22 protein-coding genes are annotated in these 26,063 nt (G+C 69.3%); 10 read left to right on the forward strand and 12 right to left on the reverse strand.

Annotated elements, in window-relative coordinates; genetic code table 11:
* Positions 1-4: 4 nt before the first annotated feature.
* The 4 genes from ureC to FCL41_RS10045 are packed head-to-tail and all read right to left on the reverse strand — an operon-like array spanning position 5 to position 3,424.
* On the reverse strand, positions 5-1,729 hold the full coding sequence (gene ureC / locus FCL41_RS10030; protein WP_137065898.1) for an urease subunit alpha: 1,725 nt from the start codon (positions 1,727-1,729) through the stop codon (positions 5-7).
* The gene (locus FCL41_RS10035) at positions 1,729-2,160 is read right to left on the reverse strand and encodes an urease subunit beta (protein ID WP_137065899.1); all 432 of its coding nucleotides are present in this window, start codon (positions 2,158-2,160) and stop codon (positions 1,729-1,731) included. The genes ureC and FCL41_RS10035 overlap by 1 nt, the downstream gene beginning before the upstream one ends.
* Complete coding sequence (locus tag FCL41_RS10040; RefSeq protein ID WP_137065900.1) at positions 2,154-3,122, reverse strand: sirohydrochlorin chelatase family protein; 969 nt, start codon at positions 3,120-3,122, stop codon at positions 2,154-2,156. The genes FCL41_RS10035 and FCL41_RS10040 overlap by 7 nt, the downstream gene beginning before the upstream one ends.
* Positions 3,119-3,424, reverse strand: a complete 306-nt coding sequence (locus FCL41_RS10045) for an urease subunit gamma (RefSeq protein WP_137065901.1) — start codon at positions 3,422-3,424, stop codon at positions 3,119-3,121. Before FCL41_RS10045 ends, FCL41_RS10040 begins: the two co-directional genes overlap by 4 nt.
* 246 nt (positions 3,425-3,670) lie before the next feature.
* Between FCL41_RS10045 and FCL41_RS10050 the strand changes: the two genes are divergently transcribed.
* Genes FCL41_RS10050 through FCL41_RS10060 form a run of 3 tightly spaced genes read left to right on the forward strand, consistent with a single transcriptional unit; the run spans position 3,671 to position 7,998 of the window.
* A complete protein-coding gene (locus FCL41_RS10050) occupies positions 3,671-4,204 on the forward strand; it encodes a fluoride efflux transporter FluC (protein ID WP_137065902.1) in 534 nt (177 codons plus the stop codon).
* Positions 4,201-4,578: a fluoride efflux transporter FluC gene (locus tag FCL41_RS10055; protein ID WP_137065903.1), complete on the forward strand. Its 378-nt coding sequence runs from the start codon at positions 4,201-4,203 to the stop codon at positions 4,576-4,578. Before FCL41_RS10050 ends, FCL41_RS10055 begins: the two co-directional genes overlap by 4 nt.
* Positions 4,579-4,635: 57 nt before the next feature.
* Entirely contained in the window at positions 4,636-7,998 is a 3,363-nt protein-coding gene (locus FCL41_RS10060; RefSeq protein ID WP_137065904.1) for an FUSC family protein, read from the forward strand.
* 106 nt (positions 7,999-8,104) lie between these two features.
* Here FCL41_RS10060 and FCL41_RS10065 read toward each other — a convergent pair whose 3' ends face one another.
* The gene (locus tag FCL41_RS10065; RefSeq protein ID WP_137065905.1) at positions 8,105-8,608 is read right to left on the reverse strand and encodes a DUF1269 domain-containing protein; all 504 of its coding nucleotides are present in this window, start codon (positions 8,606-8,608) and stop codon (positions 8,105-8,107) included.
* Between the two features lie 286 nt (positions 8,609-8,894).
* Between FCL41_RS10065 and FCL41_RS10070 the strand changes: the two genes are divergently transcribed.
* Genes FCL41_RS10070 through FCL41_RS10080 form a run of 3 tightly spaced genes read left to right on the forward strand, consistent with a single transcriptional unit; the run spans position 8,895 to position 11,674 of the window.
* Entirely contained in the window at positions 8,895-10,088 is a 1,194-nt protein-coding gene (locus tag FCL41_RS10070) for an SHOCT domain-containing protein (protein ID WP_137065906.1), read from the forward strand.
* A 60-nt stretch (positions 10,089-10,148) separates the two neighbouring features.
* The gene (locus FCL41_RS10075; protein ID WP_137065907.1) at positions 10,149-11,387 is read left to right on the forward strand and encodes a TFIIB-type zinc ribbon-containing protein; all 1,239 of its coding nucleotides are present in this window, start codon (positions 10,149-10,151) and stop codon (positions 11,385-11,387) included.
* The gene (locus FCL41_RS10080) at positions 11,384-11,674 is read left to right on the forward strand and encodes a hypothetical protein (RefSeq protein WP_212723124.1); all 291 of its coding nucleotides are present in this window, start codon (positions 11,384-11,386) and stop codon (positions 11,672-11,674) included. Before FCL41_RS10075 ends, FCL41_RS10080 begins: the two co-directional genes overlap by 4 nt.
* A gap of 4 nt (positions 11,675-11,678) precedes the next feature.
* Here the strand turns inward: FCL41_RS10080 and FCL41_RS10085 are convergent, their stop codons facing one another.
* From FCL41_RS10085 to FCL41_RS10095, 4 genes are all read right to left on the reverse strand, one after another.
* Positions 11,679-13,532: a heavy metal translocating P-type ATPase gene (locus tag FCL41_RS10085; RefSeq protein WP_212723125.1), complete on the reverse strand. Its 1,854-nt coding sequence runs from the start codon at positions 13,530-13,532 to the stop codon at positions 11,679-11,681.
* Positions 13,533-13,566: 34 nt separating this feature from the next.
* Positions 13,567-13,740, reverse strand: a complete 174-nt coding sequence (locus FCL41_RS17055) for a hypothetical protein (protein WP_170970253.1) — start codon at positions 13,738-13,740, stop codon at positions 13,567-13,569.
* A gap of 141 nt (positions 13,741-13,881) precedes the next feature.
* On the reverse strand, positions 13,882-15,471 hold the full coding sequence (locus tag FCL41_RS10090) for an NAD(P)-binding domain-containing protein (protein ID WP_338088620.1): 1,590 nt from the start codon (positions 15,469-15,471) through the stop codon (positions 13,882-13,884).
* Between the two features lie 90 nt (positions 15,472-15,561).
* Positions 15,562-17,736 carry a glutamine synthetase III family protein gene (locus tag FCL41_RS10095; RefSeq protein WP_137065910.1) on the reverse strand — a complete coding sequence of 725 codons (2,175 nt, stop codon included), beginning with the start codon at positions 17,734-17,736 and terminating at the stop codon, positions 15,562-15,564.
* Between the two features lie 248 nt (positions 17,737-17,984).
* Between FCL41_RS10095 and FCL41_RS10100 the strand changes: the two genes are divergently transcribed.
* Positions 17,985-19,550 carry a peptide chain release factor 3 gene (locus FCL41_RS10100; protein ID WP_137065911.1) on the forward strand — a complete coding sequence of 522 codons (1,566 nt, stop codon included), beginning with the start codon at positions 17,985-17,987 and terminating at the stop codon, positions 19,548-19,550.
* A gap of 6 nt (positions 19,551-19,556) precedes the next feature.
* Here FCL41_RS10100 and FCL41_RS10105 read toward each other — a convergent pair whose 3' ends face one another.
* A complete protein-coding gene (locus FCL41_RS10105) occupies positions 19,557-20,117 on the reverse strand; it encodes a TetR/AcrR family transcriptional regulator (protein ID WP_137065912.1) in 561 nt (186 codons plus the stop codon).
* Between the two features lie 98 nt (positions 20,118-20,215).
* Here FCL41_RS10105 and FCL41_RS10110 point away from each other — a divergent pair, with 98 nt between their 5' ends.
* From FCL41_RS10110 to FCL41_RS10120, 3 genes are all read left to right on the forward strand, one after another.
* Positions 20,216-21,229: an ABC transporter permease gene (locus FCL41_RS10110; protein WP_137065913.1), complete on the forward strand. Its 1,014-nt coding sequence runs from the start codon at positions 20,216-20,218 to the stop codon at positions 21,227-21,229.
* A gap of 239 nt (positions 21,230-21,468) precedes the next feature.
* Positions 21,469-21,672 carry a cold-shock protein gene (locus FCL41_RS10115; protein WP_135832568.1) on the forward strand — a complete coding sequence of 68 codons (204 nt, stop codon included), beginning with the start codon at positions 21,469-21,471 and terminating at the stop codon, positions 21,670-21,672.
* 173 nt (positions 21,673-21,845) lie between these two features.
* A complete protein-coding gene (locus FCL41_RS10120) occupies positions 21,846-23,321 on the forward strand; it encodes a PP2C family protein-serine/threonine phosphatase (protein ID WP_137065914.1) in 1,476 nt (491 codons plus the stop codon).
* Positions 23,322-23,361: 40 nt separating this feature from the next.
* Here the strand turns inward: FCL41_RS10120 and FCL41_RS10125 are convergent, their stop codons facing one another.
* Both FCL41_RS10125 and FCL41_RS10130 read right to left on the reverse strand, forming a co-directional pair.
* Positions 23,362-24,207, reverse strand: a complete 846-nt coding sequence (locus FCL41_RS10125) for a sigma-70 family RNA polymerase sigma factor (protein WP_137065915.1) — start codon at positions 24,205-24,207, stop codon at positions 23,362-23,364.
* Between the two features lie 110 nt (positions 24,208-24,317).
* Positions 24,318-25,889, reverse strand: a complete 1,572-nt coding sequence (locus tag FCL41_RS10130; RefSeq protein WP_170970254.1) for an FAD-dependent oxidoreductase — start codon at positions 25,887-25,889, stop codon at positions 24,318-24,320.
* Positions 25,890-26,063: the final 174 nt, after the last annotated feature.

The following is a 26,063-nucleotide window of genomic DNA, read 5'->3' on the forward strand; positions in this document are numbered from 1 at the left end:
ACCCCTAGACCATGAAGAACAGCTGGGTCATGGGAAGCGACTCAGCAGGCTCGATGTGGGCAGGCTCGCCGTCGAAGCTCACCTTGTAGGTCTCCGGGTCGACGTCGATCAGCGGAGTCTCCTCGTTGCGCACCATGTGCTCCTTGCCCAACGAACGAGTCCGCTTCACCGGCATGACCTGGCTCTGCAGCCCCAGCTTCTCGGGCACGCCCTTCTCGATCGCCGCCTGGGACATGAACGTGATGCGGGTGCTCTGCATGGCCTTGCCGAACATCCCGAACATCGGACGGTAGAAGACAGGCTGCGGAGTCGGCAGCGAGGCGTTGGGCTCACCCATCAGCGCCCAGTTGATGACGCCGCCCTTGATCACCATCTTTGGCTTCGCACCGAAGGAGCCCACTGGCCACAGCACGATGTCGGCCATCTTGCCGTCCTCGAGCGAACCGACGTAGTCGGAGACGCCCTGGGTGATGGCGGGGTTGATGGTCACCTTCGCGAGGTAGCGCAGCACCCGGAAGTTGTCGTTGCCGGGCGCGTCCTCGGGCAGGGGTCCCCGCTTGTCCTTGCAGTGGTGGGCGATCTGGAAGGCGCGGATGTAGTTCTCACCGATCCGCCCCATCGCCTGGGAGTCGGACGAGATCATCGACAGCACCCCCACGTCGTGGAGCACGGTCTCGGCCGAGATGGTCTCGGCCCGCACGCGCGAGTCCGCGAAGGAGACGTCCTCCGGCACGTCGTGCGAGAGGTGGTGGCAGACCATCACCATGTCGAGCAGCTCGTCGACGGAGTTGACCGTGTAGGGCAGGGTCGGGTTGGTCGAGGAGGGCAGCACGTTGGGGTAGCCGGCCGCCTTCATGATGTCGGGCGCGTGACCACCTCCTGCTCCCTCGGTGTGGTACGTGTGGATCGTCCGGCCGTCGATGGCCGCCATCGTGTCCTCCACGTAGCCCGCCTCGTTGAGGCTGTCGGTGTGGACGGAGACCTGGATGTCGTACTCATCGGCCACTGTGAGCGCGCAGTCGAGCGCAGCGGGCGTGGTGCCGTAGTCCTCGTGCACCTTGAGCGACGACGCTCCCGCCTCGACCTGCTCGATCAGCGGGCCGGGCAGCGAACCGTTGCCCTTGCCGTGGAACCCCATGTTGACCGGGATGTCCTCAGCCGCCTCCAGGAGCCGTGAGATGTACCAAGCACCCGGCGTCGTGGTCACTCCGTTGGTGCCGTCCGTGGGGCCAGTGCCGCCACCGAACAGCGTGGTGATGCCGTTGGACAGAGCCGCGTAGGCCTGCTGCGGTGAGATGTAGTGCACGTGGCTGTCGAAACCGCCGGCCGTGGCGATCATGTGCTCACCGGAGAGGAGCTCGGTGCCAGGACCCACCACGAGACGGGGGTCCACGTTCTTCTGCAGGTGAGGGTTGCCCGACTTGCCGACACCGACGATCTTGCCGTCCTTGACGCCGATGTCGCCCTTCAGCACGCCCAGCACCGGGTCGAGGACGATGACGTTGGTGATGACCAGGTCCAACCCGCCCGTGGCGCCTGACGACTCGGGGTCGGCGGCCATGCCGTCGCGCGCCGTCTTGCCGCCGCCGTAGACGACCTCGTCGCCGTAGCTGCCCTCGTTGAAGTCCTTCTCGATCTCGATCACGAGGTTCGTGTCCGCCAGCCGGATCTTGTCACCGACCGTCGGGCCGAAGAGGTCCGTGTACTGCTTGCGCGAGATGATGGCCATCACTTGCCGCCCTTCTTGGCCTTGCCCGATTCGGACGAGCCGCCCTTGCGGCTCGTCGGCTTGCCGTCGCTGAAGCCCTCTTCCCTCATGCGCTTCAGCGCCTTCGTGCGCGTGTGGGTCGCGTCCAGACCTCCGTTGACCAGGTTGTTGAACCCCCAGATCCGGCGAGCGCCGGCGTACGCCGTGAGGACCACCTCCTTGGTGTCCCCGGGTTCGATGCGCACCCCTGTGCCTGCGGGGATGTCGAGGTGCATTCCGTAGGCGAGCTCACGCTCGAAGAGAAGCGCCCTGTTGACTTCGAAGAAGTGGAAGTGGGAGCCCACCTGGATGCCGCGGTCACCGGTGTTGGTGACGCGCAGGGTGACGGTCGGTCGGCCGGCGTTGATCTCGATCTCGTCCGAGCCGTGGTCGTACTTCGGGCTGCCTAGCATCGTTCGTACCTCCGAGGTTGGTCGTGCATCGGGCCGTCTGCTCCGTCGTCCTGGCGTGGCACGGGGGCGAAGGGCTCCTGGACTTGGACTTGGTCGTGGTGGTCGTGGTCGTGGTGAGCGTGGTCGTGGTGAGCGTGGTCGTGGTGAGCGTGGTCGTGGCCGCCACCGCCGTGGTGGTGGTCGCCCTGCACCTCGTGCGAGTGGGCGTAGCCGTGGTCGTGGTCGGCCAGGAGTCCGGCGGAGATTCCGTCGTAGCCGTGGCCGAGCCGGTGGCGGGCCAGAGACATGCGGTCGTCGATGGTCCGACCCAGGGCTGGGTCGGCCACGAGGGGACCGTAGAAGTGGACGCGCTCGAACTGGGCCACCTCCGGGCAGGTGCGCGCGAAACCGGCGGGCACCACCACGACCTCGTCGGCGCCGAGCCGGTGGAACCGGTCGACAGCACGTGCCAGGTCCTCCGTCTCGAGGCCGGGGCGCACACACGCCACCTCCACCTGCACCTCGGAACCGTGGGTCCGGACCAGGTGGGCCAACCGGTGCAGCTCAGCATCGTCGAAGGGGTTCTCGGATCGCGCCGTGAGGAGCACGCCCGCACCGGGGCGCCTCGACGCAGTGGTCCTGACGGCCTTGCGCAGGTGGGCGACGAGGTGGTCGGGGGTCCCCAGGCTCTCGCAGAGCGCGAGACGGGGCTCCCCCTCCTCGATCGTGGCGAACCACTGCAGGGCCTTGGCGCAGTCGGCCACCAGGCCGGGATCACGCCCCCACGTCATCGGCAGCACCATGACGACGTCGTCGGTGCTCGCGAGCGCCGAGCGCACCACGTGGTGCACCACCCGGCGCGAACAGGTCAGCACCTCCGCGGACAGTCCCGCCGTGGCCGGGCCGAAGTCGGCACGGTCGCTCTCGTGCCCGGTGACGAGCACGAGGGTGACGGGCCTGGTCGCGGGGGCAGGAGAGGTCATGACGACACTGGGTCGTGGCACGAGACGAGCTTGCTCCCGTCGGGGAAGGTGGCCTCCACCTGCAGGAGCGACATCCGCTCGCGCACGCCGGCCATGCAGTCGCCCTCCGAGACGACCTGCTTGCCGATCTCCATGCACTCCGCCACCGAACGGCCGTCGCGCGCCCCTTCCAGGATGGCTTCCGTCACGAGCGCCTGGGCCTCGCTCACGTTCAGCTTGGTGCCACGGTCGCGACGCCTGCGTGCAAGATCCGCGACTTGGTAGACGTACAGCTTCTCAATTTCTCTGGGCGTGAGATCCATAACAGAGGGGCCTTTCCGAATCCCTGGGGAAAGCCGACGGGAGCCGTCGGGACTTTTTCTCACGATACCTGCGTCAACGCGCTTGGCAAGAGACCTCAGCAATTGCCTTGGATTGACATCAGAGGCGTGAATTGCAGCAAACTCCTGGGTAATTCGCCAGAGGCTTTTGGTCCTCTTCCGGGGGCCTTTGGTCCCAGTCTCACGACAGGGTTGCGCAGGCACCTCCCAGCGGAACTACTGTCAGGCATGAGCAATGGAGATCCCCCGGCCCGAGAGCCGGCCGAACACCATGGCACTCCCCCGGGCCACGACCCGGCGGACCACGGGCCCACGGACCATGCGCCCCGTCACCTCACGAAGCGCCCCGACCACCTGCACGCACCGTCGATCGCACTCGTGATCCTCGGCGGCGTGCTCGGCGTCGCCGCCCGCGAAGGATTCGTCCTCGTCGTGCCCGACGTCGACCGGGTGCCGGTGGTGATCCCCCTGGTCAACCTGCTGGGGGCCTTCCTGCTGGGCTTCCTGTACGAGGGGCTGACGCGCGCCCAGCCGCCCGCACAGGTGGTGGGCAGGCTGAAGCTGCTGGTGGGCACCGGTTTCTGTGGCGGCCTCACCACGTACAGCTCCCTGGCCACCGACACCGCCGTCCTGTTCGACGACTCACGCCCCGAGGTCGCGGTGCTGTACGCCCTGGTGACGGTGGTGGTGGGTGCCGGCGCCACCTTCCTGGGCATCGTCGCGGCCACGACCGTGCACCCCCGGAAGCAGGTGACGTCATGACTCCGGGAATCTTCCTGCTGCTCATCTGCGCCGGAGGCGTCGGAGCCGGCGTGCGGTTCGTGGTGGACGGGACCATCCGGTCACGGGTGAAGCAGCTGTTCTCCTGGCCGACGGCCGTGATCAACCTGTCGGGCTCGCTCGTCCTAGGGTTCCTGACTGGCCTGGTGGCGAGTGGGCTGGCCTCGACCGAGGCCAGCGCCGTCCTGGGCACCGGATTCCTGGGTGGCTACACGACATTCAGCACGGCAAGCTACGAAACCGTGCAACTCATTCGCCAGAAGCATTACGGGACGGCATTCGTCTACGGATTCGGAGTCCTTGTCGCGAGTATTGCCTTGGCATATCTGGGGTACCGCTGGGGACTCAACGCCTGACACTATTCGCAGCGCGATGTCCGGGACATTGCCGTTCGACCGCCAGGGAGGGTGCAGGTGGACAGTCTCTGGCTGCTCCTCGGGGTCGGCGTCCTGGCCGCGACCTTGGCCGACGTGTTCCTGTCGGCCCTCAACTTCGACGAGTCCGGATTCCTCGCCGGCAGGGTGGCCCGGGTCCAGTGGAGGCTCCTGCGACGGGTGACGCGGCGTCTACCGCGGAGGTGGCGCCCCGCCGCGCTGCGCCAGGTCACCGGCCTCCAGGTCGTCGTGATGGTCGCGGTCTGGGTCTGCGGAACGATCCTTGGCTACGGACTCATCTACTACTCGCAGATGTCGCCCTCGACCTTCTCGACGAGCGGCGGAGATCGCGAGCTCAACTTCTTCGACGCGCTCTACTTCAGCGCCGCCCAGCTCGCGACCGTGGGCGGCTCGGTGCTCACGGCCAGCACCGACCCTCTGCGCTTCCTCAGCATCCTCGAGTCCCTGACAGGAGTGGTGCTGATCTCCCTGATCCTCACGTTCCTGCTCGGGGTCTACGACGTGATCGGCAGCCTCAACACCCTGTGCCGGCAGTTCTCCAGCGCAGAGCGAGGTGTGGGGTCCGCGGTGGCGAGCCTCGCCCCCCACTTCCACGACGGTCAGGTCGACGGACTCGACAGCCACCTGGACGCGGTCTCCGACGCGCTCACGTCCTACATGGACGGCCTCCGCCTGCACCACGCTGCGTACTACTTCCAGAGCGGGCGGGACCAGTTCGCACTGCCCTACGCGTTGAGCATGGTCGGTGGCACCATCGGCGCCCTCAACTGGGGCCTCCCCACCGGCCATCCCGCCTCGGTCCAGGCCTCGCTGCCCCCGCTCACCTACCAGTTCCTGGAGTTCACCGACCAGCTGCAGGACCTACTACGCTGGAGCGACCGGCAGGTGCCCGAGGTCGTCCCCCACGACGTCTTCGCGGCCCACGCCGGGGACGGGGTGCTCGACTCACCCCGCGACAGGTGGGTGACGACGTTCCTGGGCCTCAATGCCCAGATGGCTCGGCTCGCGGGCGTGGAGCCACTCGCCGACATGGACGACGTCTACCGCCGCTACTCACGGTGGCTCCCCTTCGCCTACCGCTCCCAGAGCACGACGCTCGCGGTGAGCGACGACCTGGACTACCAGCCCTTGATCGTCACCGACATGCCCGTGTCCGTGCTGCGTGAGCACAGTCCGGTCGTCCTGGAGAGCGTCGAGGTGGTCCCCGGCGTGACCCCCTGGGCCGTCCGCCAGGACGGGACGAAGGAGGCCCTGCGTCCCGACCTCGGGCTCCACCTCCTGCGCGAGCGCGCGGGCCAGGTCGATCCCGGACACGTCCGGCTGCGTGCCGCGACCCGGGCACTGCTGGCCTCCGGAGGCACGGTCGCCACGCTCTTCGTGGTCTTCGACGCCCTGGGCGACGACCAGGCCGTCCCCGCCGCCATATTCGGCGGCTTCGCCGCGATGCTCAGCACGGGGCTGGCCAATGCGCCGGGCCTGCGTGAGCGCCGGCTGGCCAGCCTGGTCGCGATCCTCCCCGTGTGGCTCGTCCTGCTGCTCGGTGCCCTCACCTCGGGCGAGCCGTGGTGGCGCGCCGCGCTCCTGGTCGTCGTGGCCCTCGCCGGCACCGGCGCCAGGAGGTTCGGCCCCTTGGCGGGCGCCCTGGGCGGCGTCACGTTCATGACCTTCTACTTCGCCCTCATCCTGCGCCTGGACCTCTCCGACGTGCCCTTCTTCGCCGCTGCGGCGCTCGTGGGCGTGGTGTGGTCGTACGTGTGCAGCTACGTGCTGCTGCCTGATCGCCCTCTCCACATGCTCCAGCAGGGGGTGGAGGCGTTGACCCACCAGATGACCACGTCGGTCGCCACCCTCGTCGACGCCGTCTCCTGGGCGCGTTGGGACCCCGACATCCGTCAGCGCGTGGCCGTCGACATGAAACGTACGCACCGCACCGCAGCCTTCGTGGCGGGGCAGCTCGCACGCGAGACCTCCGACACCGAGGCCATCCGGATGGCCGAGGGGTTGCGCCTGCGCGTCTTCGACGCCGAGCTGGCGATGGTCAACCTCAAGAACGCGGCGCGAGGGGTCACGGGCACGACGCTCTCGCTGCAGACCCGCGGACGCCTGGGGGGCATGTTGGAGACCTTGCGCGCGGACCTGACGTCACGACTTGCGCAGAGGGAGCCGGGATGGACCGCCGGCCCTCCTGCCCTCGACACGCCCAGCCGTCCGTGGCCGACCGAGGCGTTGAACCTGGTCAAGGCGGCCCAGGCGTTCCACTCAGCCGTGCTCCTGCTGGCAGCGTGGCAGTCGGACCCCCACGCCGTCGATCCGCTCGACCCCCACGACCCGGAGGGTGACGCCGCCCTGGCGGACCTGGCCGTGGCTGGCGCCGGCGGAGACGCCGCGAAGGGCAGGTTCCAGCCGTGGACACGCCGATCCGTGCAGACGGCCGTGGCCACCGCCTTGTCCCTCGCAGTCGGGGCCGCGATCTCCGGTGCCCACCAGTTCTGGGCCGTGCTCGCCGCCTACCAGACGTTGGGCTCCACGGACGGGGAGACGCTCTCGAAGGGTTCACGCCGGGTCGCCGGCACCGTGGTCGGGGCCGCTGCCGGTTTCGCGATCGCCACGGTCGGCGGCGGCCGAGGCGAGATCGTGGTCCCGGTGCTGGCCGTGGCGCTCTTCGCCTCCGTCTACTACCGTCCCGTCGCCAGCGGTGTCGCGACGTTCTGGACCACCCTGATCTTCGCCGGGATCTACGAGTACCTCGGGCGGCTCACGACGGTGGCGATCGAGCAACGCATCCTCGAGACCTTCCTCGGAGCGATGATCGCGCTGTGCGTCGCGTGGTGGGTGCTGCCGACGCGCACCAGGAGCCGCATCAACAAGGACATCACGACGCTGACGCGCGACCTCCAGCTCATCCTTTCGGGAAGCTTCGAGCGGCTGACGAGCCGCGAGGAGATCCCACGCAGTGCGGTCCAGAAGCGCCTCCTGGGCATCGACCACCAGGTCCGCGACCTCAACGCGGACGCCGCCCCGTTGCGCCACACCATCGGCTCCTACGAGACCGGTGGCATCGAGGCGCTGCTGACAGCCGTGTGGTCACTGACCTCGATCACCCGGGAGCTGGTGCACACGGTGGAGCGCACCCGGACCGAGCACCTCGACACGGATGGACCGGACTGGCCGCAGGTGCGGCAGACGATCGAGCAGAACCTCGCCGCGCTGCTGACGGCCCTCTCCGACCGGGTGCCGGCCGAGGTCGTGACTGACCTCCCCCCGGTGGACGAGGCGACGCTCACCCCGGGCGCGCGTGAGGTCCACGACCTGGCCGACCTGACCAACCAGACGATCCTCGCCCTCGTCGAGCTGGTCGCCCCGGAGTCGGACGAGGACTGACGGCCCGCGCTGCCGCTCGAGCCCTCGGCGAGGCGGCGTGCGCCCGCGCACGCAGACGGGACCCGGCCGTACGGCCGGGTCCCGTCTGCCTGCTGGGGCTGTCCGCTCAGGCCTCGTCCCCCTCCTCGACGACCTTGCGGAGCTTCGCCTCTTCCTCGCTCGAGAGGTTGGTCTGGATCAGCTCACCGTGGATGCCCTGCGAGCGCAGCTCCTCGTGCACCCGGTCCAGGACGGCGCCCGCCGACAGGACGAAGAGGGCCGAGGTGCCTGGGGTGACCTTCGCCCGCACGTCCTTGATGAAGTCGTCGTTGATGCCGACGTCGGTCAGCGCGCCGATGAGCGCCCCCGAGGCAGCGCCCACGGCCAGACCGATGATCGGGATGAAGAAGATGATGCCGAAGAGGAGGCCCCAGAACATGCCGCCCAGCAGTCCCGGCCCGAGGAGGTCGTTGGCCTGCCGCGTCTTGGGCTTCTTCTTTCCCTCCGGCCACGACACGGTGGCAGCGTCGAGCACCTGGATGAGTTCCTGGCCCTGAAGCCTGATCAGGGCGTCCTCGGCCTTCTGCGCCCCTTCCGGGGTGTCGAACTTCCACACTGTCAGAGTTGCCACGTCGAGCTCCTACGTCGTTGTCGGTCTCAGCGGCCACCGGTGTGGCCACGCAATTCGACGCTAGGTCGATCGCCTTCCACCCCACAGGGACCAAGGACCCGGGTCAACCGGGCCTTTGGGACTCGCGGAGCTGGCGGTCGGGGCGCCCGCGACGGCCCGTCACGAGCGGGAACCTCGTCGCGCGGGGGCCATGTCCAGTTCCGCCCTCACCGGTGGTCTTCCACGGCTAGGGTGTGGCGCGAACCAGGTCAGCGGCACAGGTCAGCTGCACAGGCGAAGGGCAACCATGGGACTCATCCAAGCAGCAGTAGGCGCCATCGGCGGCAGCCTCGCGGACCAGTGGAAGGACTTCTACACCGTCCCCGACGGGCTCCCGCCGACGGCGGCCCTCTTCGCCGCAGTCCCCCGCGGCACCAACGCCGGGCGAGGGTCCAACACCAAGGGCTCCGACGGCGTCATCACCAACGGCAGCCGGATCGTCGTCCCCGAGGGCTACGGCCTGGTCCTCATGCAGGAGGGAGCCATCACCGGTTTCGCCGCGCAGGCGGGGGCGTACGAGTGGAGCTCCGAGGCCCAGGACTCGGAGTCGATCTTTGCCGGCAACGGCATCGTGAGCCCCCTCGTCACCACCTCGTGGGAGCGTTTCAAGTTCGGCGGACGCCCGAGCTCGCAGCAGCGCGCCTACTTCGTGGCGCTCAAGGAGCTGCCCAACAACCGCTTCGGCACCCAGTCGGAGATCTACTGGGACGACGCGTACATGAACGCCCAGGTGGGCGCGGTCACCCGCGGCACCTACACCCTGCGCATCACCGACCCGATCCTCTTCGTGAAGGCCTTCGTGCCGGCCTCCTACCTGGAGCCGGGCCGGGTCTTCGACTTCACCGACCTGGACAACGACGCCGCCTCACAGCTCTTCAACGAGGTCGTCGGCTCCCTGGCGCCCGCGTTCTCGATGTACACCAACGACCCCTCCAAGGGGAACCGCATCACCAAGATCCAGCAGGACTCGGTGGGGTTCGCCCAGAGCCTCTCCGCGGCGGTGGAGACCAACTACCAGTGGAGCACCGCCCGTGGCCTGGAGATCGTCTCGGTGGCGATCGTCTCCATCGAGTACGACGAGTCGACCCGGGAGCTGCTGCGCAACGTGCAGCGCGCCGACGCCCTCGCCGGCGCCCGCGGCAACTCCAACCTCCAGGCCTCGGTCGCGGCCGGCTTCGAGTCCGCAGGTGAGAATGCCGGCCCCGGTGGCCTCATCGGCATGGGCATGGCAGCTGGCTCCGCCGGCATCGGGGGCCTGCAGCAGCCGGTGCCCGGGGTAGGGGCCCAGTCGGTTCCCGCGGCTCCCGCGGCTCCCCCGGCTCCCACACCTCCCGCCGAGGATCCGGTCGCCACGTTGACCCGGGCCAAGGAGATGCTCGACGCCGGCCTGATCACCCAGGAGGACTACGACGCAGCGAAGGCCAAGGCATTGGGTCTCTGACCGACGCCGACTGACCGACCCCACGCTGACCTGTCCTGACGAGCCTGCCTGGAGACCCTGATGACAGCCCACGGGAGCGCGCCCGAACCGCCGATCGCCGACACCAGCACTGCACAGCAGCGGGAGGCTGATGCCGGTACGCCTGTGGTCGACACCGCCAACGCGTGGCTCGACGACGGCGTCAACCGCTGCGCCAGGTGCGGCTCCACCGAGATCCAGCTCCGGGTCTCGACCGGCCACCTGGTCTGCCTCTTCTGCCGTCACGAGTGGACCGAGGCCCACATCGAGCCGCTCGTGGCGGGCGAGGGGTCCCTGCGTGACCTCACCGGAACCGTGATCGCCTCCGGGGCCACCGACCTGGTCGCCGACGACGGCATGCTCACCATGAAGTGTTCCGGCTGTGGCGCCGAGGTGGTGGTCAACACCGCGGAGGCCACCTCCTCGCGGTGCCACTGGTGCCGTCACCTCCTGACTGTCAACGAGCAGGTCCCCAACGGGGCGGTGCCCGACGCGGTGCTCCCCTTCAGCGTGACCAGGGACCAAGCCGTCGAGCACATCAAGCTGTTCGCTCAGAAGCGGCGTACGTTCGCACATCGACGCTTCGTCAAGGAGTTCACCCCCGGCAACGTCGTGGGGGTCTACCTCCCCTACATGGTCGTCGACAGCAACGCGTCGGGCGACGTGCACGGCGTCGGGGAGGTCGAGACGCGGCAGTACACCCGCGGCACCGGCGACAACAAGCGCACCGTGTACGACGCCGACGTCCACCGCGTCGAGCGCCACGTCGACCTCACCGTCGACGACCTGACTCTGGAGTCGTCGACCGAGCGCGCCCACATGAACGCCTTCGTCAACACCAACAACGTGATCAACACGATCCTCCCGTTCGACACGAAGAACGCCGTGCAGTGGAACGCCAGCTACCTCGTCGGCTACACCTCCGAGCGTCGCGACGCCGACGTCGCTGCGCTGGTGCCCGAGCTCGAGGACCAACTGCTCTCGATCGTCCGCTCGCAGGTGCAGTCGTCGGTGAAGACGTACGACCGTGGCGTGCGCTGGGAGGGCGAACGCCTCGAGGTCCACGGCACCCGGTGGGTCTCGATGTACCTCCCGGTCTGGCTGTACTCGTACTACCACGACGAGGGAGGCACCCCGATGGTGCACTACATCGCCGTCAACGGCCGCACGGGCGAGACGATGGGCAGCGTGCCGGTCTCGCAGTGGCGCCTCGTCACCGCTGCCCTGGTCACCGGCACCGTGCTGGAGAGCATCGTCATCGCAATGCTGGGGCTGTGGTGAACGCCGCGTTGCTGGCGGCGTACGCCGTCGAGGTGCACGCGGAGTCAGGCACGCCGTGGGTCCTGCTGCTCGCCGGTCCGGCCGGTGCGGTCGCCGTCTACTGGACCCTCTTCCGCTACTACCGCAACACCGACAAGTCCCACTCGTTCGAGCGGGAGACGCTCATCGAGGCCATGCCGGTCACCGGGCAGGACCCCAAGATCGACACCGTCCGCGGCACGGAGCGACGTGAGGTCAGGGGCAACAACGTCTCCGAGCACCGCCAGCGGGTGCAGCGGCTCCCGTGACGCCCTAGCTGGTGGCGGGGCTTGGCCGTAGTCGGCGGTGCAGGCCGAGGGCTCGCAGCGCGGACAGGATCGCCACCAGGTCGACGACCTCCTGGAGCAACGCACCCACGACGGCCGGCAGGTAGCCGAACGCCGCCACCAGCATCAGGACGATCGAGATCGAGATCCCCAGCCAGATCGACTGGAGCGCCACCCGGACCGTGCCTCGGGAGAGCTCCACCACGGTGGCCACCCGGGCGACGTCGTCGGAGGTGACGACTGCCGAGGCCGACTCGCTGGCAGCGCTCGCCCCGCGCCCGGCCAACGCGATCCCCACGTCGGCGGCAGCGAGGACCGGCGCGTCGTTGATCCCGTCGCCCACCATCAGCACCGGGCGAGGCTGCATGGCGTGCACCACCTCGACCTTGCGCTGTGGAGTCATCTCGGCCTGGACCGTCTCGATCCCCACCGCGTCCGCGACGGAGCGGGCCGTCGGGGCGACGTCACCGGTCACGAGGGCGACCTGGGCGACCCCCAGCTCCCTCAGCCGCTGCACCGTCCGAGGGGCCTCGACCCGCACGGGGTCGGAGAGGACGATGACCCCGGCCTCCTCGCCGTCCACCGAGACGTAGACAGCCGTCTCACCACCCTCGAGGGCAGGGCGCTCGAGCGGGCCGACGGCCTCCTCGATGAAGCGGGGCTTGCCGACCCGCACCGAGGAGCCGTCGACGAGGTGGGCCAGGACCCCGTTGGTCGCGAGCTCCTCAGCGGACTCCACGTGGGGCAGGGCAACTCCCTGCCGGCGGGCCGCCTCGACGACGGGTGAGGCGAAGACGTGCATCGAGTACTGCTCGGCAGCGGCAGCCAGGGACAACGTGTCACCGGCGGAGCGGCTCCTCGCGATGACCCGGGAGACCTCGGGACGGCCCTGGGTGAGCGTGCCGGTCTTGTCGAACGCGACCGACCGCACCCGGGCGAGCGTCTCCAGGACACCACCGTCCTTGACGATGACGTTCACCTTCGCGGCAGAGCTCATGCCCCCCATGAACGCGACCGGCGCCGCGATGAGCAGGGGGCACGGGGTGGCGACGACGAGCACCTCCGCGAACCGCACCGGGTCACCACTGACGTACCAGGCAACCCCGGCGATCAGCAACGACAGGGCGGTGAAGGGGACGGCGTAGCGGTCGGCCAGTCGCACCATCGGAGCCCGGGAGGCGACCGCGCCCTCGACGAGCTGGACGATGCTCGCGTACTGGGAGTCGTGGGCAGTCCGGGTGGCCCGCATGGTGAACGTGCCGGTGCCGTTCGTCGTGCCCGAGAGCAGCGTCGCGCCGGCCGCGTACGTCACGGGCACGGGCTCGCCGGTGACCGACGACTCGTCGATGACCGCCCGCTCGGAGAGCAGGACGCCGTCGACGGGCAGGATCTCCGAGGAGCGGACGAGCAGCTCGTCGCCCACCGCCACCTCGTCCACGGGGACCTCGACGACGTCACCACTGCGAGGGTCGACCCGTCGGGCGTACGACGGAGCCCGGCGCAGCAACGTGTCGAGCTCATGGGTCGCGCGGCGGGCTGCCCACGCCTCCAGCGCCTCACCGCCGGTGAGCATGACGGCGATGATCAAGCCCGCCACGTACTCCTCCACGGCCAAGGTCGCCGCCATGGCGATCACCGCCAGGAGGTCGAGGCCCCAGCGGCCCGCCATCAGGTCACGCACCATGTCGACGGCGGTGACGACGATGACGATGCCGAGCACCCCGTAGGCCGTCGTGGCCAGCACCGCGGAGGCGTCCAGCGCCCAGGCGGCCACACCGACCACCAGGCCCACTCCAGCGATGAGGATCAGCAACTGGCTGCGCGTGAAGCGCGGGGTCACGCGGCCCGGGGCTCGCCCACCGGCGGTCATGTCGTCAGGGGCGTGGAGCCGCGTCGGTGCCACGGTTGCTGGGGCACTCCGGATCGGTGCAGACGCGTACGTCGACGGTTCCGTCGGGGTCCTTGCCCTCGCGCGGCGGCTCGCCGTCGTGCGGCCGCACCTTGACCTGGGCGCCACAGACCCGGCACTCCTGCTGGTCGAAGTACACGTTGGTTCTCCTGCCCGTCGGTTGCCGTGGACGTCACGTCGAGCACCCGGCTCGCTCCCCGTCTCCGGTCACGCGGTGACGCGGTGACGGGGCCACCGTACTCCCCGGAGGGCCGGAGCACAGGGGCGGCGTGGTCGCGCCTCAGCGCCTGACGGGTTCGTCCTGACGGGTGGTGATCGGCGTCGTGACGATCGCCTCCCGGGCATCGAGCGCCGCCCGGGCCCTGGGGTGGTCGGTCACTCCGTTGTGGAGGAGGAACGACTCAGCGCTGTCGTCGAGCACGTTGATCCAGTCGTCGTGCAGCGGCGGCGCCATGCTCCCGGTGAGCGTCGAGCGGTAGCCGAGGTTGCGGTAACCCATGATGTCGCGCTTCTTGTCCTGCTTCCACTGCTTCAGGAGATCGGCCTGCTGCTCAACGCCGAACTCCGGGTAGTCGCTGTAGGACAACAGGTCACGGATGTAGGCAGCCTGGAAGTCGATCTCGTCGTCGGCACAGGTGCCCGCCTCCTCACGGGCCCGCCACTCGGCGATGTCCGCCTGACGCTCAGCCACGGGGGGCAGGTCGACGTGGCCGAGGATGACCTCGCGCGCGAACCATGCCTGGGCGTCGAACATGTTGAAGGTGAAGTACTGGTCCTGCATCCCCAGGTAGAGGAACTTCGGGTTCTCCTGCCAGACCACACCCTTGTAGAGGTCACCCGGGTAGAGCCGGTTGTTGGTCACCAGCCGCAGGTCGTCGGGCAGGTAGGAGAAGTGGTGCAGGTAGCCGGTGCAGAGGATGATCCCGTCGACCTCGGCACTGGTGCCGTCGGCGAAGTGGGCGGTGCTGCCCTCGAGCCGCTGCAGCAGCGGCACCTCGTCGATGCCTTCGGGCCAGGCGTAGCCGGTGGGCCGGGAACGGTAGCTGAGGATGACGCGCTCGGCCCCGTACTTGTGGCACTGGCTGGCGATGTCCTCGGCCGAGTAGCTGCTCCCGATGAGGAGGACGGTACGGCCGGTGAACTCGCGCGCCTCACGGAAGTCGTGGGCGTGCATCACCCGGCCGGCGAAGGTGTCGAGTCCTTCGAACTCCGGGGCGTGGGGGGTGCTGAAGTGGCCCGTGGCCGAGACGACGTGGTCGAACTCCTCGGTCACCAGCTCATCGGCGACCAGGTCCTTCACCGTGACCGAGAACTTCTCGGTCTCCTCGGAGTACTCGACCCACTTGACCGCGTGGTTGAAGCGGATGTGCCTGCGGGCGTCACTGGCCTCGACCCGGCCCATGATGTAGTCGCGCAGGACGGCGCGGGGCGGGTAGGAGGGGATCGGCTTTCCGAAGTGCTCCTCGAAGGAGTAGTCGGCGAACTCCAGACACTCCTTGGGGCCGTTCGACCAGAGGTAGCGGTACATGCTGGCGTGCACCGGCTCCCCGAACTCGTCCAACCCCGTACGCCAGGTGTAGTTCCACATTCCGCCGAGGTCGGACTGCTTCTCGAAGCACACGACTTCGGGCAGATTCTCGACTCCCGCGACACGGGCCGCCTCAAAGGCGCGCAGTTGCGCCAACCCGCTGGGACCTGCTCCAAGTACGGCTACTCGCATGTGTTCCTCTCGTGGGTGTGCAACCGTGACCAGTTGCTTGAAGGGGCAAACTCTTTCACGGACCGGCACGTCGTCCGTGGCCCCGCACACCTGCGCCCACGTCGGAGCGGCGTGCCTCACAACCCCTTCCGGGGAGCACAGGCCGCCCATCAGGCAGGCCGGGAGCCGAACGCCCCGCCGACCATCCGGTCGACGGGGCGCTGGAGCTGGTGCTGTGACGTGGGCGCGAGGGTCAGTACCTCACTTGATGAAGAGCATCTCCCGGTACTTCGGCAGCGGCCATGCGGCGTCGTCGACCTCGGTCTCGAGGGTGTCGACGTAGACACGGGCAGCCTCCATGAGCGGGCGGATGACGCTCGCGCAGTGCTTCATGTGGGCCGCCGTGTCGGCGAAGTCGTGCTTGGCCAGCTCGTCACCGAGCTGGGCGACGGTCTCGAGGAGACCGTTCGCGTTCTCGGCGATGACCTTGACCTGGCCGGCGTCGAACGTGGCGTCCAGGGCCTGGGCGGCGCTGATCGTGGTGGCCAGCTCGGAGGCGTACTTCAGGGCCGCCGGGTAGATGACGGTCTTCGCCAGGTCGATGACGAGCTTGGCCTCGACCGCGATCGAGTTGATGTACTGCTCGGAGTAGACCTCGTAGCGCGAGTTGAGCTCGACCGCGGAGAGGACGCCGGTCTTCTCGAAGAGCTCGATGACCTCGGGATCGGTGAAGACCGGAAGGGCGTCGGCGCTGGTGGGGAGGTTGCGCAGGCCGCGCTCCTCGACGGCGGCCTCGTGCCACTCGCTCGAGTAGCCGTCGCCACCGAAGACGGCGCTGCCGTGCTGCTCCATGAGCTCCTTCAGCACGATCGCCACCGCCTCGGCGTGGGTCTTGCCGGCACCGAGCTCCACCTCGAGCTTGTCGGCGATCCAGTTCAGGGAGTCGGCGAGCATGGTGTTCATCGAGGTGAGCGGGCCGGAGACGGACTGCGAGGAGCCGACGGCGCGGAACTCGAAGCGGTTGCCGGTGAAGGCGAAGGGCGAGGTGCGGTTGCGGTCGCCCGGGTCGCGCTTGAAGTTCAGGATCTGCGACAGACCCAGGTCCATCTCGCCACCGTCGGCCGACGGGTTGACGCAGCCGTTCTTGATGTCCTCGAAGACGGCCTCGAGCTGGTCGCCCAGGTAGACCGACAGGATCGCCGGCGGGGCCTCGTTGGCGCCGAGGCGGTGGTCGTTGGAGGCCGTGGCGATGACGGCGCGCAGCAGGGGCCCGAACTTGTGGACCCCGCGGATCACGGCTCCGCAGAAGAGCAGGAAGTTGAGGTTCTGCTCCGGCGAGGTGCCGGGGTCGAGCAGGTTGCCCTGGGTCTCGTTGCCGACCGACCAGTTGACGTGCTTGCCGGAGCCGTTGAGGCCGGCGAAGGGCTTCTCGTGCAGCAAGCAGATGAAGCCGTGCTCGACCGCGGTCGCCTTCAGCACGGTCATGATGAGCTGCTGGTGGTCGGCGGCGATGTTCGCGGTCTCGTGGTAGGGCGCAATCTCGAACTGGCCGGGCGCGACCTCGTTGTGGTGGGTCTTCGCGGGGATGCCGAGGCGGTAGAGCTTCTCCTCGACGGCCTGCATGTAGACCTGCACCCGCTCGGGGATGGCACCGAAGTAGTGGTCGTCGAACTCCTGGCCCTTGGCCGGCGGAGCGCCGAAGAGCGTACGACCGGCGAGGAGCAGGTCGGGGCGCTTGGTGGCCAGGTGCTGGTCGATCAGGAAGTACTCCTGCTCGGCACCGCAGCTGGCGTTGAGCGGCGCGATGTCGGTCTCGCCCATGAGCGTCAGCACGCGGCGCGCGGCCTGGTCCATCGCAGCGTTCGAGCGCAGGAGCGGGATCTTCTTGTCGAGGGACTCGCCGGTCCACGACATGAAGACCGACGGGATCATCAGCGTGGCGCCGTTGGCGGTGTGCATGATGTAGGCCGGGCTCGTGGGGTCCCAGGCGGTGTAGCCGCGGGCCGCGTTGGTCATGCGGAGGCTGCCGTTGGGGAACGAGGAGCCGTCGGGCTCACCCTTGATCAGCAGGCTGCCGGTGAACTCGGTGATCGCGTTGCCGTCGGGGTTGGTGATGATGAACCCGTCGTGCTTCTCCGCCGTGATGTTGGTCAGCGGGTAGAAGACGTGCGAGAAGAACTTGGCGCCCTTGCCCATCGCCCAGTCCTTCATGGCGGCGGCGACGATGTCAGCCGTGGCGGAGTCGAGCGGCTCGCCGGTCTTCACCGTCTTCTTGACGGCCTTGAACGCGTTCTTGGAGAGCGCCTCCTCCATCGTGTCGAGGCTGAAGACGTCGGTCGCCCAGATCTCGCTCAGGGGACGGATGTCGGCAGTCGGGGCGGCGGAACGGTTCAGGACCTCGGTGATGGCGCCGCTACGGACTTCGTTGGCAGTCATGTTCAACTCACAATCGTCGATGTTCGTTGGGGCAGAGCGTAGGTCTGTCCTGTTACCTCTGACTGCTGCAATGTTTCGGCCTTGTTAACGTATTCCGGCCCCTCGGACCCTCTACGCCTGAAACCGTCGGATGTCGACGTGGCGGTCGTCACATCGGCGCGCGTGGCGCGCAGGTCCGGGCGTACGCCGCCCTCCGGAACGACTCCGACGAAGCCCGGGAACCGGGCGCACAGCGATAAAGTCGCTCGGTGCTCGACACCCGACCCCGCCGTACGTTCGCCGTCATCAGCCACCCTGACGCCGGAAAGTCCACGATCACCGAGGCGCTCGCCCTGCACGCCCGCGCGATCAACGAGGCCGGCGCGGTGCACGGCAAGGGCGACCGCAAGGCCACGGTCTCCGACTGGATGGCCATGGAGAAGGCGCGCGGCATCTCGATCACCTCGGCGGCGCTCCAGTTCGAGTACCGCGACCACGTCGTCAACCTCGTCGACACCCCCGGCCACAGCGACTTCTCCGAGGACACCTACCGCGTCCTCTCCGCGGTGGACTCTGCCGTCATGCTCGTCGACGCCGGAAAGGGTCTCGAACCGCAGACCCTGAAGCTCTTCCGGGTCTGCGCCCTGCGCGGGATCCCGGTGATCACCGTGATCAACAAGTGGGACCGGCCCGGACTCTCCCCGCTCGAGCTGATGGACATGATCGAGCGGCAGATCAAGCTGCGCCCCACTCCCCTGACCTGGCCCGTCGGCGAGGCTGGCGACTTCCGCGGCGTGCTGGACCGGCGCACGGGCGAGTTCATCAAGTACACGCGTACCGCGGGCGGTGCCACCATCGCCCCCGAGAAGCGGATGGCCTCCGACGAGGTGTCGGAGGCCGACCGCCTCGTGTGGGACAACGCCGTCGAGGAGCACGGGCTGCTGGAGCTCGACGAGGCCGACCACGACCAGGCGCGCTTCCTCGCCGGCGAGACCACCCCGGTGATGTTTGCCTCCGCCCTGCAGAACTTCGGCGTCGCACAGCTGCTCGACCTGCTGCTCGAGCTGGCGCCTGCCCCCGGCCCCACCGAGGGCGTCGACGGCACGGTGCGCGAACCCGACGACGACTTCAGCGCTTTCGTCTTCAAGGTGCAGTCCGGCATGAACAGCGCCCACCGCGACCGGCTCGCGTACGCCCGCATCGTCTCGGGTGAGTTCGAACGCGGCATGGTCGTCACCCACGCCTCCACCGGTCGCCCCTTCGCGACGAAGTTCGCGCAGACGGTCTTCGGGCGGGAGACGACGTCGGTGGAGAACGCCTACCCGGGCGACATCATCGGCCTGGTCAACGCCAACGCCCTGCGCGTGGGCGACACGATCTTCACCGGCCCCAAGATCGAGTACGCGGGCGTCCCCTCCTTCGCGCCCGAGCACTTCATGACGGTCAGCGCCGGCGACATCGGCCGCTTCAAGCAGTTCCGCAAGGGCATCGAGCAGCTCGACCAGGAAGGCGTGGTCCAGGTGCTCCGCTCGGACCTGCGCGGTGACCAGAACCCGGTCCTGGCCGCGGTCGGCCCCCTGCAGTTCGAGGTCGTCGAGGACCGCATGGTCAACGAGTTCAACTCCCCCGTGCGGTTCGCTCGCCTGGACTACAAGGTGGCCCGCCTGACCGACGCCGAGGGCGCCGAGGCGCTGAAGGGCATGCGCGGCTGCGAGGTGCTGCAGCGCAGCGACGGCACCCACGTCGTCCTCTTCGCCGACAGCTGGCGAGCCAACGCCACCGCTCGTGACAACCCGTCCATCACCCTCGAGGCCCTGCCCGCCGGCGGCGCCTGAACGACGTCAGCGCGGGGGACGCATCCCGTCGAGCACCACGGCGAGGAGGTGCTCCACCAGGTCGGGCGCGGCCCGGTGGACCGCCTCGGCCTGCGGACGCGTGATCATGCCGATCAGCACCACCAGCTCCAGGGCGCCGATGTCGTCGCGCACGCAGTCGGCAGCGCGCGCCGCCGCCAGCACCTCCTCGACGCCGGCCAGCGTCACGTCCTGGGACATCCGCACGGCCTCGGAGAACGCGTCGTCGGCATGCTCGGCCAGTGCGGCGGTGAGGGCGCCGAGGTCCAGGTCGACGAGACGGCGTACGTAGGCGTCCCACGACGCGGCCGTCATCGCACCATCGCCTGCCAGCGCCTCCTGGGCCGCCGCGCGCATGTCTCCCAGGATCGCCTGCGCCACCTCGTCACCGAGCGCCGAGCGCGACTCGAAGTTGCGGTAGAGGGTCGCGATCCCGACCTGGGCGGCCTCGGCCACCGTCTCCAGCGCCACCCCGCCCCCGTAGGCGGCGAAGAGGCGGCGGGCCTCGTCGATGATCCTCGCCCTGCGTCGTGCTGCGTCTGCCCGCATCGGTGCTCCTCATCGAATTGACACCAGCAGCGTACCGGAGGAAAGTTGTCCAGATAAGCGGAGGCTTTCCCTCCGAAACTGTCCCGCAGGAGTCCCCCATGTCCACCCCCTCCCCCACCGCGGACCAGCAGGCTCGCCCCGCTCGCCAGGTGCCGCCGCTCGCGAAGCTCGTCGGCCTGTCGGCCGGCCTCGGCGTGATCCTCGTGCTGCTCCTCGCCATCTTCATCATGCCGTCGCTGAAGAGCGGCCCCCACGACCTCGCCGTGGGAGTTGTCGGGGCCGAGGCCGCAGCGTTCGAGGACGCACTGGCCACCGCCGCACCCGGCGCCTACGCGACCGAGGTGTTCGCCGACGAGGCCGCCCTGGAGACCGCCGTACGCGAGCGCGACGTCGTCGGCGGCTTCGTGGTCGACGGTGAGTCGGTCGAGGCCGTCGTGGCGAGCGCCGGCTCCACCGCCATCTCGGCCACCCTTGCCGCCACCGGTGCGGCCGTCGCCGAGGCCACCGGGGCGACCACGAGCGTCACCGACGTCGTCCCGCTCCCCGCGGACGACCCGACAGGCATCGGGATCGGCGGACTCGCCTTCCCCCTGGTCTTCGGTGGCATCGTGCCCGCGGTCGCGTTCCGCAGCATGTTCGCGGGCCGTGACCGGTGGAAGCTCGCCGGCATCGTCACCTTCGCCGCCCTGGGCGGCCTGATCGTCGCCACGGTGCTGAAGTTCCTCTTCGGAAGCATCGAGACCGGGTTCCTGCCCGTGGCCGGAGCCATGGCTCTGGGCATTGCCGCGCTCGCCATCCCCCTGGCCGGACTCCAGCAGCTCTTCGGCGCCAAGGGCTTCACCATCGGCGCGATGACGATGATGTTCCTGGGCAACCCGCTCGCCGGGATCGCCACCACCGGCGACTGGCTCCCCGGCGGCCTCGGCGCGTTCGGACAGATCCTCCCGCCCGGCGCCGCAGGGACCCTGGTCCGTTCCGCCGCCTACTTCGACGGAGCTGGCGGCGCCACCGCCGCCCTCACCCTCGGAGCGTGGGTCCTGGTCGGCGTCGTGCTGCACGCGATCGGCACCCGAAAGGCCGCCAACAGCCCCTCCGAGACCGCCGCAGCCTGACGCTGCGAGGCGGGTTTCGGGCGGCGAAAAGAAAAAAGTCGCGCGCCGAAGCGGCAAAATGCCCACGGACCCGCTATGGTCATACATGTTGAAGGGGCAACCTTGGTTGCCCTGGCCGCGGAAGACGCGCGGCTCGTATTCGTACTCCTGGTTTTCGGTTCGCTGAACATCAGCACGGTTCGATGTTCAGCAGCGGCTGGTGGGCACAGTGTCCCCAGCACCGAACAAAGGAAATGATCATGGCTCAGGGCACCGTTAAGTGGTTCAACGCTGAAAAGGGCTTCGGCTTCATCGCGCAGGATGGCGGCGGCGAGGACGTGTTCGTCCACTACTCCGCGATCCAGACCAACGGTTACAAGTCGCTCGACGAGAACCAGAAGGTCGAGTTCGACCTCGCCCAGGGCCCCAAGGGTCCCCAGGCTGAGAACGTCCGCGCCATCTGACGTTCCGTCGCTTCGAAGGGCCCCGACCGCTTGCGGTCGGGGCCCTTCGCCATTTCTTCCCCATTCCGTCCCCCTGTTGTTGCGCCGGCCTGCCGTGTCACGAGTGCCGAGCGGGGTACCGCAGCGGAGGTGAGGCACCACACCCACCCGCTGACGACCCGAAGGGCGGCGTGATGGACGAAGGTCTGGAGACGCTCGAAGCCCTGGTGCCCGCGTCGCTGGGCCTCTTCCCCTCGCTCTGCGTCACGGGGCGGTACGTCCTCGGCCGTCACCGCCGATGCCACAGCGCCAGCGGCCTGAAGGCCGTGCCCCTGCCCGACGGTCGTGTGGCGGTGGCGGTGGCCGAAGCCCCCGGGGGCGGAGCCGTCGCGGCCGTCACCACCGCGCGACTCTTCGCGGTCCTGTACGCCCGCCTCGAGGACGGCGCCAGCCTCAGCGACGCGCTCGCAGGCTGTGACCGTTGTGCCCGTCGTACGCCCCAGGGACCGGGCGCCACGATGGCGGTCGCGGTGGTCGCGCAGGACGACGGCATCACCGAGGTCGGGACCGCTGGCCACACGGCCCCCCTCCACCTCACCCGCACCGGACGCACCCGCCACCTCCCACTCCCGGCGAGCCGCCCCTTGGGCACGGGTGGGGTCCCCACCACCGCGGAGCTCCACCTCGAGATCGGCGACTCCTTGGTGCTCTACACCAAGGGGCTCGTCACCGCCCGGGACGGCCTCGTGGCCACCGGGACGCGACGACTGGAGGCGCTCCTCACCGAGATCGACCCGATGCGTTGCGCGGATGGCGACGCGGTCGCCGAGGACGTGCTGGGCGCCATGCAACGCCCCTCGGGCTTCGTGGACGACGTGGCACTCGTCGTCGCCCAACGTTGCTCGCCCCCCACCCCCTTCCGCTTCACAGGTCATGTCGCTCCCGGCGAGCGGTCCCGGTGCACCACTGCGCTGTCGGACTGGCTCGCCGCCCTCGGCGTGAGCCTCGTCGACCACGTGACCCTGCAGCGAGCCGTGGACGTGATTGCCACGAGCATCGTGGACTCGCACGCGACGCGCACGAGGGCGGCGTTCACGGTGGACGCAGTCCTGACTGATGGTGGCGTCGTCGAGATCCGCCTCCGGTGCACCACCAGCTGGCGCCCGGAGACGCCCGGGCGCCAGCACGCGCTCGTGGTCGCCGGCGGCCTGGTCGACTCCTTGCGCCTCTCCCACACCACCGCGAGCCCCAACGAGGACCAGGTCGAGCACGGGACCCAGGTGCTGCTGCGCCAGGCCGTGGGGCGGGCCGTGCCCCTGCTCCGCTCCGTCGCGCACGACTCGACCGGCCGGTTGCTCGAAGCCGCGTCAGGCCCTTCCGCGATGGTGCGCGAGACGGTACCGGGCAGCCTCTGGGTCACCGGCGCCATGGGCACCGAGGACGAGGAGGAGTTCCGCTGGGCGCTGCACGAGGTCACCTGCTCGGGCACGGTGTCGGCCACGATCGACCTGACAGGCATCACGCGCATGACGGGCCACGCGGTGCTCACGCTCTTCGACTTCCTGGAGCGGGCCGCGTCGTCGCAGGTGGACCTGACCGTCGTCGCTGACGAGGACTCCGTGGCTGACCAGGTGCTGACGCTCGCAGCACTCCCCCACGTCACCCACTGACCGGGCCGGGCGAGGCTGAAAGGCTCGACGGGGCCGCCGATCAGGCGATGTCGCCGACCTCGGCCCTCACCTTGTCGTAGATCCCGGTCAGGAGGCGGGACACCTGCGTCTGGGTGACCCCCAGCTCCTGGCCGATCTCTGACTGCGTCATGTCCTCGTAGAAACGCAGGTAGAGGATGCGACGGTCACGGGCTGGCAGCTGACGGACGACGGGAGCCAACGTCAAGCGGGCCTCGACCTCCTCGGTCCGCGGATCGTCGGCCATCAGCTCTGACCAGGCGGCACTGCCGTCGGCACCTCGCGGCTGGTCCAGGGACGCCGCCCGGAAGGAGCCGTAGGCCTGCACGGCCTGGTCGTACTCGTGGCGGCTGATGCCCACCTCGTCGAGCACCTCCGCGACCTCCGGGTCACGACCGTGCTTCTTGGCGAGCTCGTCGGTGGCCCGGGTGACCTGGGCCTGGACCTCCTGGATGCGCCGTGGCGGTCGGACCGACCAGCCGTGGTCGCGGAAGTGTCGCCTGATCTCACCCCGGATCGTGGGCACCGCATAGCTCAGCAGGTCGCGGTCGCGCGTGGGGTCGAACCGGTGCACCGCCTTGACCAGGGCCTCGCACGCGACCTGGCGCAGGTCGTCGGGCGCGATGCCACGTCCGACGTAGCGCATCGCGATCGACTCGGCGACGCACTGGTTGAGCAGGACGATCTCCCTGAGGAACGCCTCACGCTCCTCGCCCTGCGCCGTTCGGCTGCGGGCGAAGAGCTCTGCCACCAGTGACATGCGGGCCTCGCGCGGCATCGACTCGTGGGCAGGCTCCCTGGGGGCGGGAACGATGGCCGGACCCTCAGGTCCGGCGGAAGGACGGGCGCGTTCTTGATCCTGCTCCATGGGAAACACCTCGTGATCCACGTTGGTGCGGAGTCGTGCACGTGTGGGGCGCCGTCAGGGCCATCCCCTGCTGAACACCATGCCAGCCACGTGGCCGAAAGACCATGGGTCTACTTCTGCGAGGTGCGGGTGCCCACCCGTCGGAGTGCAGCGCAGGCCGGTCCCTCGGCACGGCGCAGGGGGCGCGTGGCCGGGCCCTCGATCACCTCGCCGTCGACGCCGAACCGCGACCCGTGCAACGGGCAGTCCCACGAGGCCTCGGCGTCGTTCCACCGCAACGGCCCACCGAGATGGGTGCAGACCATGACGTTGCCGGCCTCGTCCACAGGAGCCTTGAGGGTCGAGACGTGGCCCAGCGCCATGTGGCCCGCCACGGCTCCGTTCAGCCGGGCGATGGACGGGGCGCTCCCGAACGCCTCCCTGAATCCGCTGTGCGGTGGCTCGCCGAAAGACGCGCCGGTTGGTGGCCCAGTGGTTGCCCCGGTGATGGCCCCCGCGATGGTGTGGGCCGCGGCCACCCCGTTGGTCAGGCCCCACTTGTTGAAGCCCGTCGCTGCCCAGATCCGGTCGTCGCTGCCCGGCAGGGCGCCGACGACCGGCAGACCGGTCCAGGGCTCGTAGTCCTGGGCGCCCCAGGCATGGGTGACCTCGAGCTCGCCGAACCAGCGTTGGCTCCACTCACGCAGGGCGTCGAAGCGCTTGGTGGTCGCCCCGCCCCTACCGGTCACGTGGCCCTCGCCGACCACCATCAGCAGGGGTTCAGGCGTCCCCCGCGTCGGGTCGGCAGGCACGTCACGCACCGAGTGGTTGGGCGACCCCGCCGAGACGTACATGCCGTGGGCGAGCGTGCTGACCAGGTCGTCTGGCGCGCGCAGCGCGAGGCCGTAGGACCGGTGCGGCTCGACGCGGGAGAAGTGCAGGGCTCGGTCGGCGATGGGCGCGCCGGTCGCCAGCACGAGGTGGGGCGCCTCGACGGACGTGCCGTCCGAGAGCCCCACGCGCGGACTGCCCAGCAACGAGACCGAGCGCACCCGCCTCCCCTCGTGCACCGTGACGCCCAGCTCCCGGAGCTCGTCGAGCCAGGCGCGCGTCAAGGCCGCCGGGTCGATCTGGAGCTGATCATCCAGGGCGACGCCGGCGACGTGGGGGAAGGGGGTGGTGAGCTCGTCCGTCAGGTGTACGGCCAGGCCCGCTGCTCGAGCCGCCTCGTACTCCTGCCGGACGGACCTCGCCTGGCGCGGCGTCTCGGCGAAGGTCACGGCGCGACGACGTTGGTGGGAGACGCCCGCGGCCTCGCACTCACCGAGCACCCACTGCTGGGCCGACGCGGTGGCGTGGACGTAGGACCGCATCGTGTCCTGCTTCCAGTGCCGGCCCATCGACGAGAGCACCGTGCCCTGCAGCAGGCTGACCTTGCCCGTGGAACGGCCCGTGGTCAGCGCTGAGACGCGCCCGGCCTCCACCACCGCCACCCGGCGGCCAGCCCGCGCCAGCAGCACCGCGGTGGCCAGGCCGGTGATGCCCGCCCCCACGACGAGGACGTCGAGGGCTCCCGGAGCCGGCAGCGGGTCGTCGAAGGACGGCATCGGGCGGTCGAGCCAGGGCGACACCTTGAGCGGGTGGCCGTGTCGCGTGCCCGCAGGCTTCCCCGCGGACTTGTTGCTCTCGGGATCGAACGGCACTTCGCACACCTCCACGTCGACGGTCCCCGCCACTGTGCCCACGTCGTGGGCGTTCCATGCAGCGCCCACGTGGCCGATCCGTGCACCGTCTGCGCGCAGTCCGACGGCACGTTGGGTGCGGCGCCTCGCAGGGCCACGTCCCGAGCTTTTCGTGCGGGCAGGTGTCAGAACCGG

Source organism: Nocardioides jishulii, assembly GCF_006007965.1.
GTDB classification, from domain to species: Bacteria; Actinomycetota; Actinomycetes; order Propionibacteriales; family Nocardioidaceae; genus Nocardioides; species Nocardioides jishulii.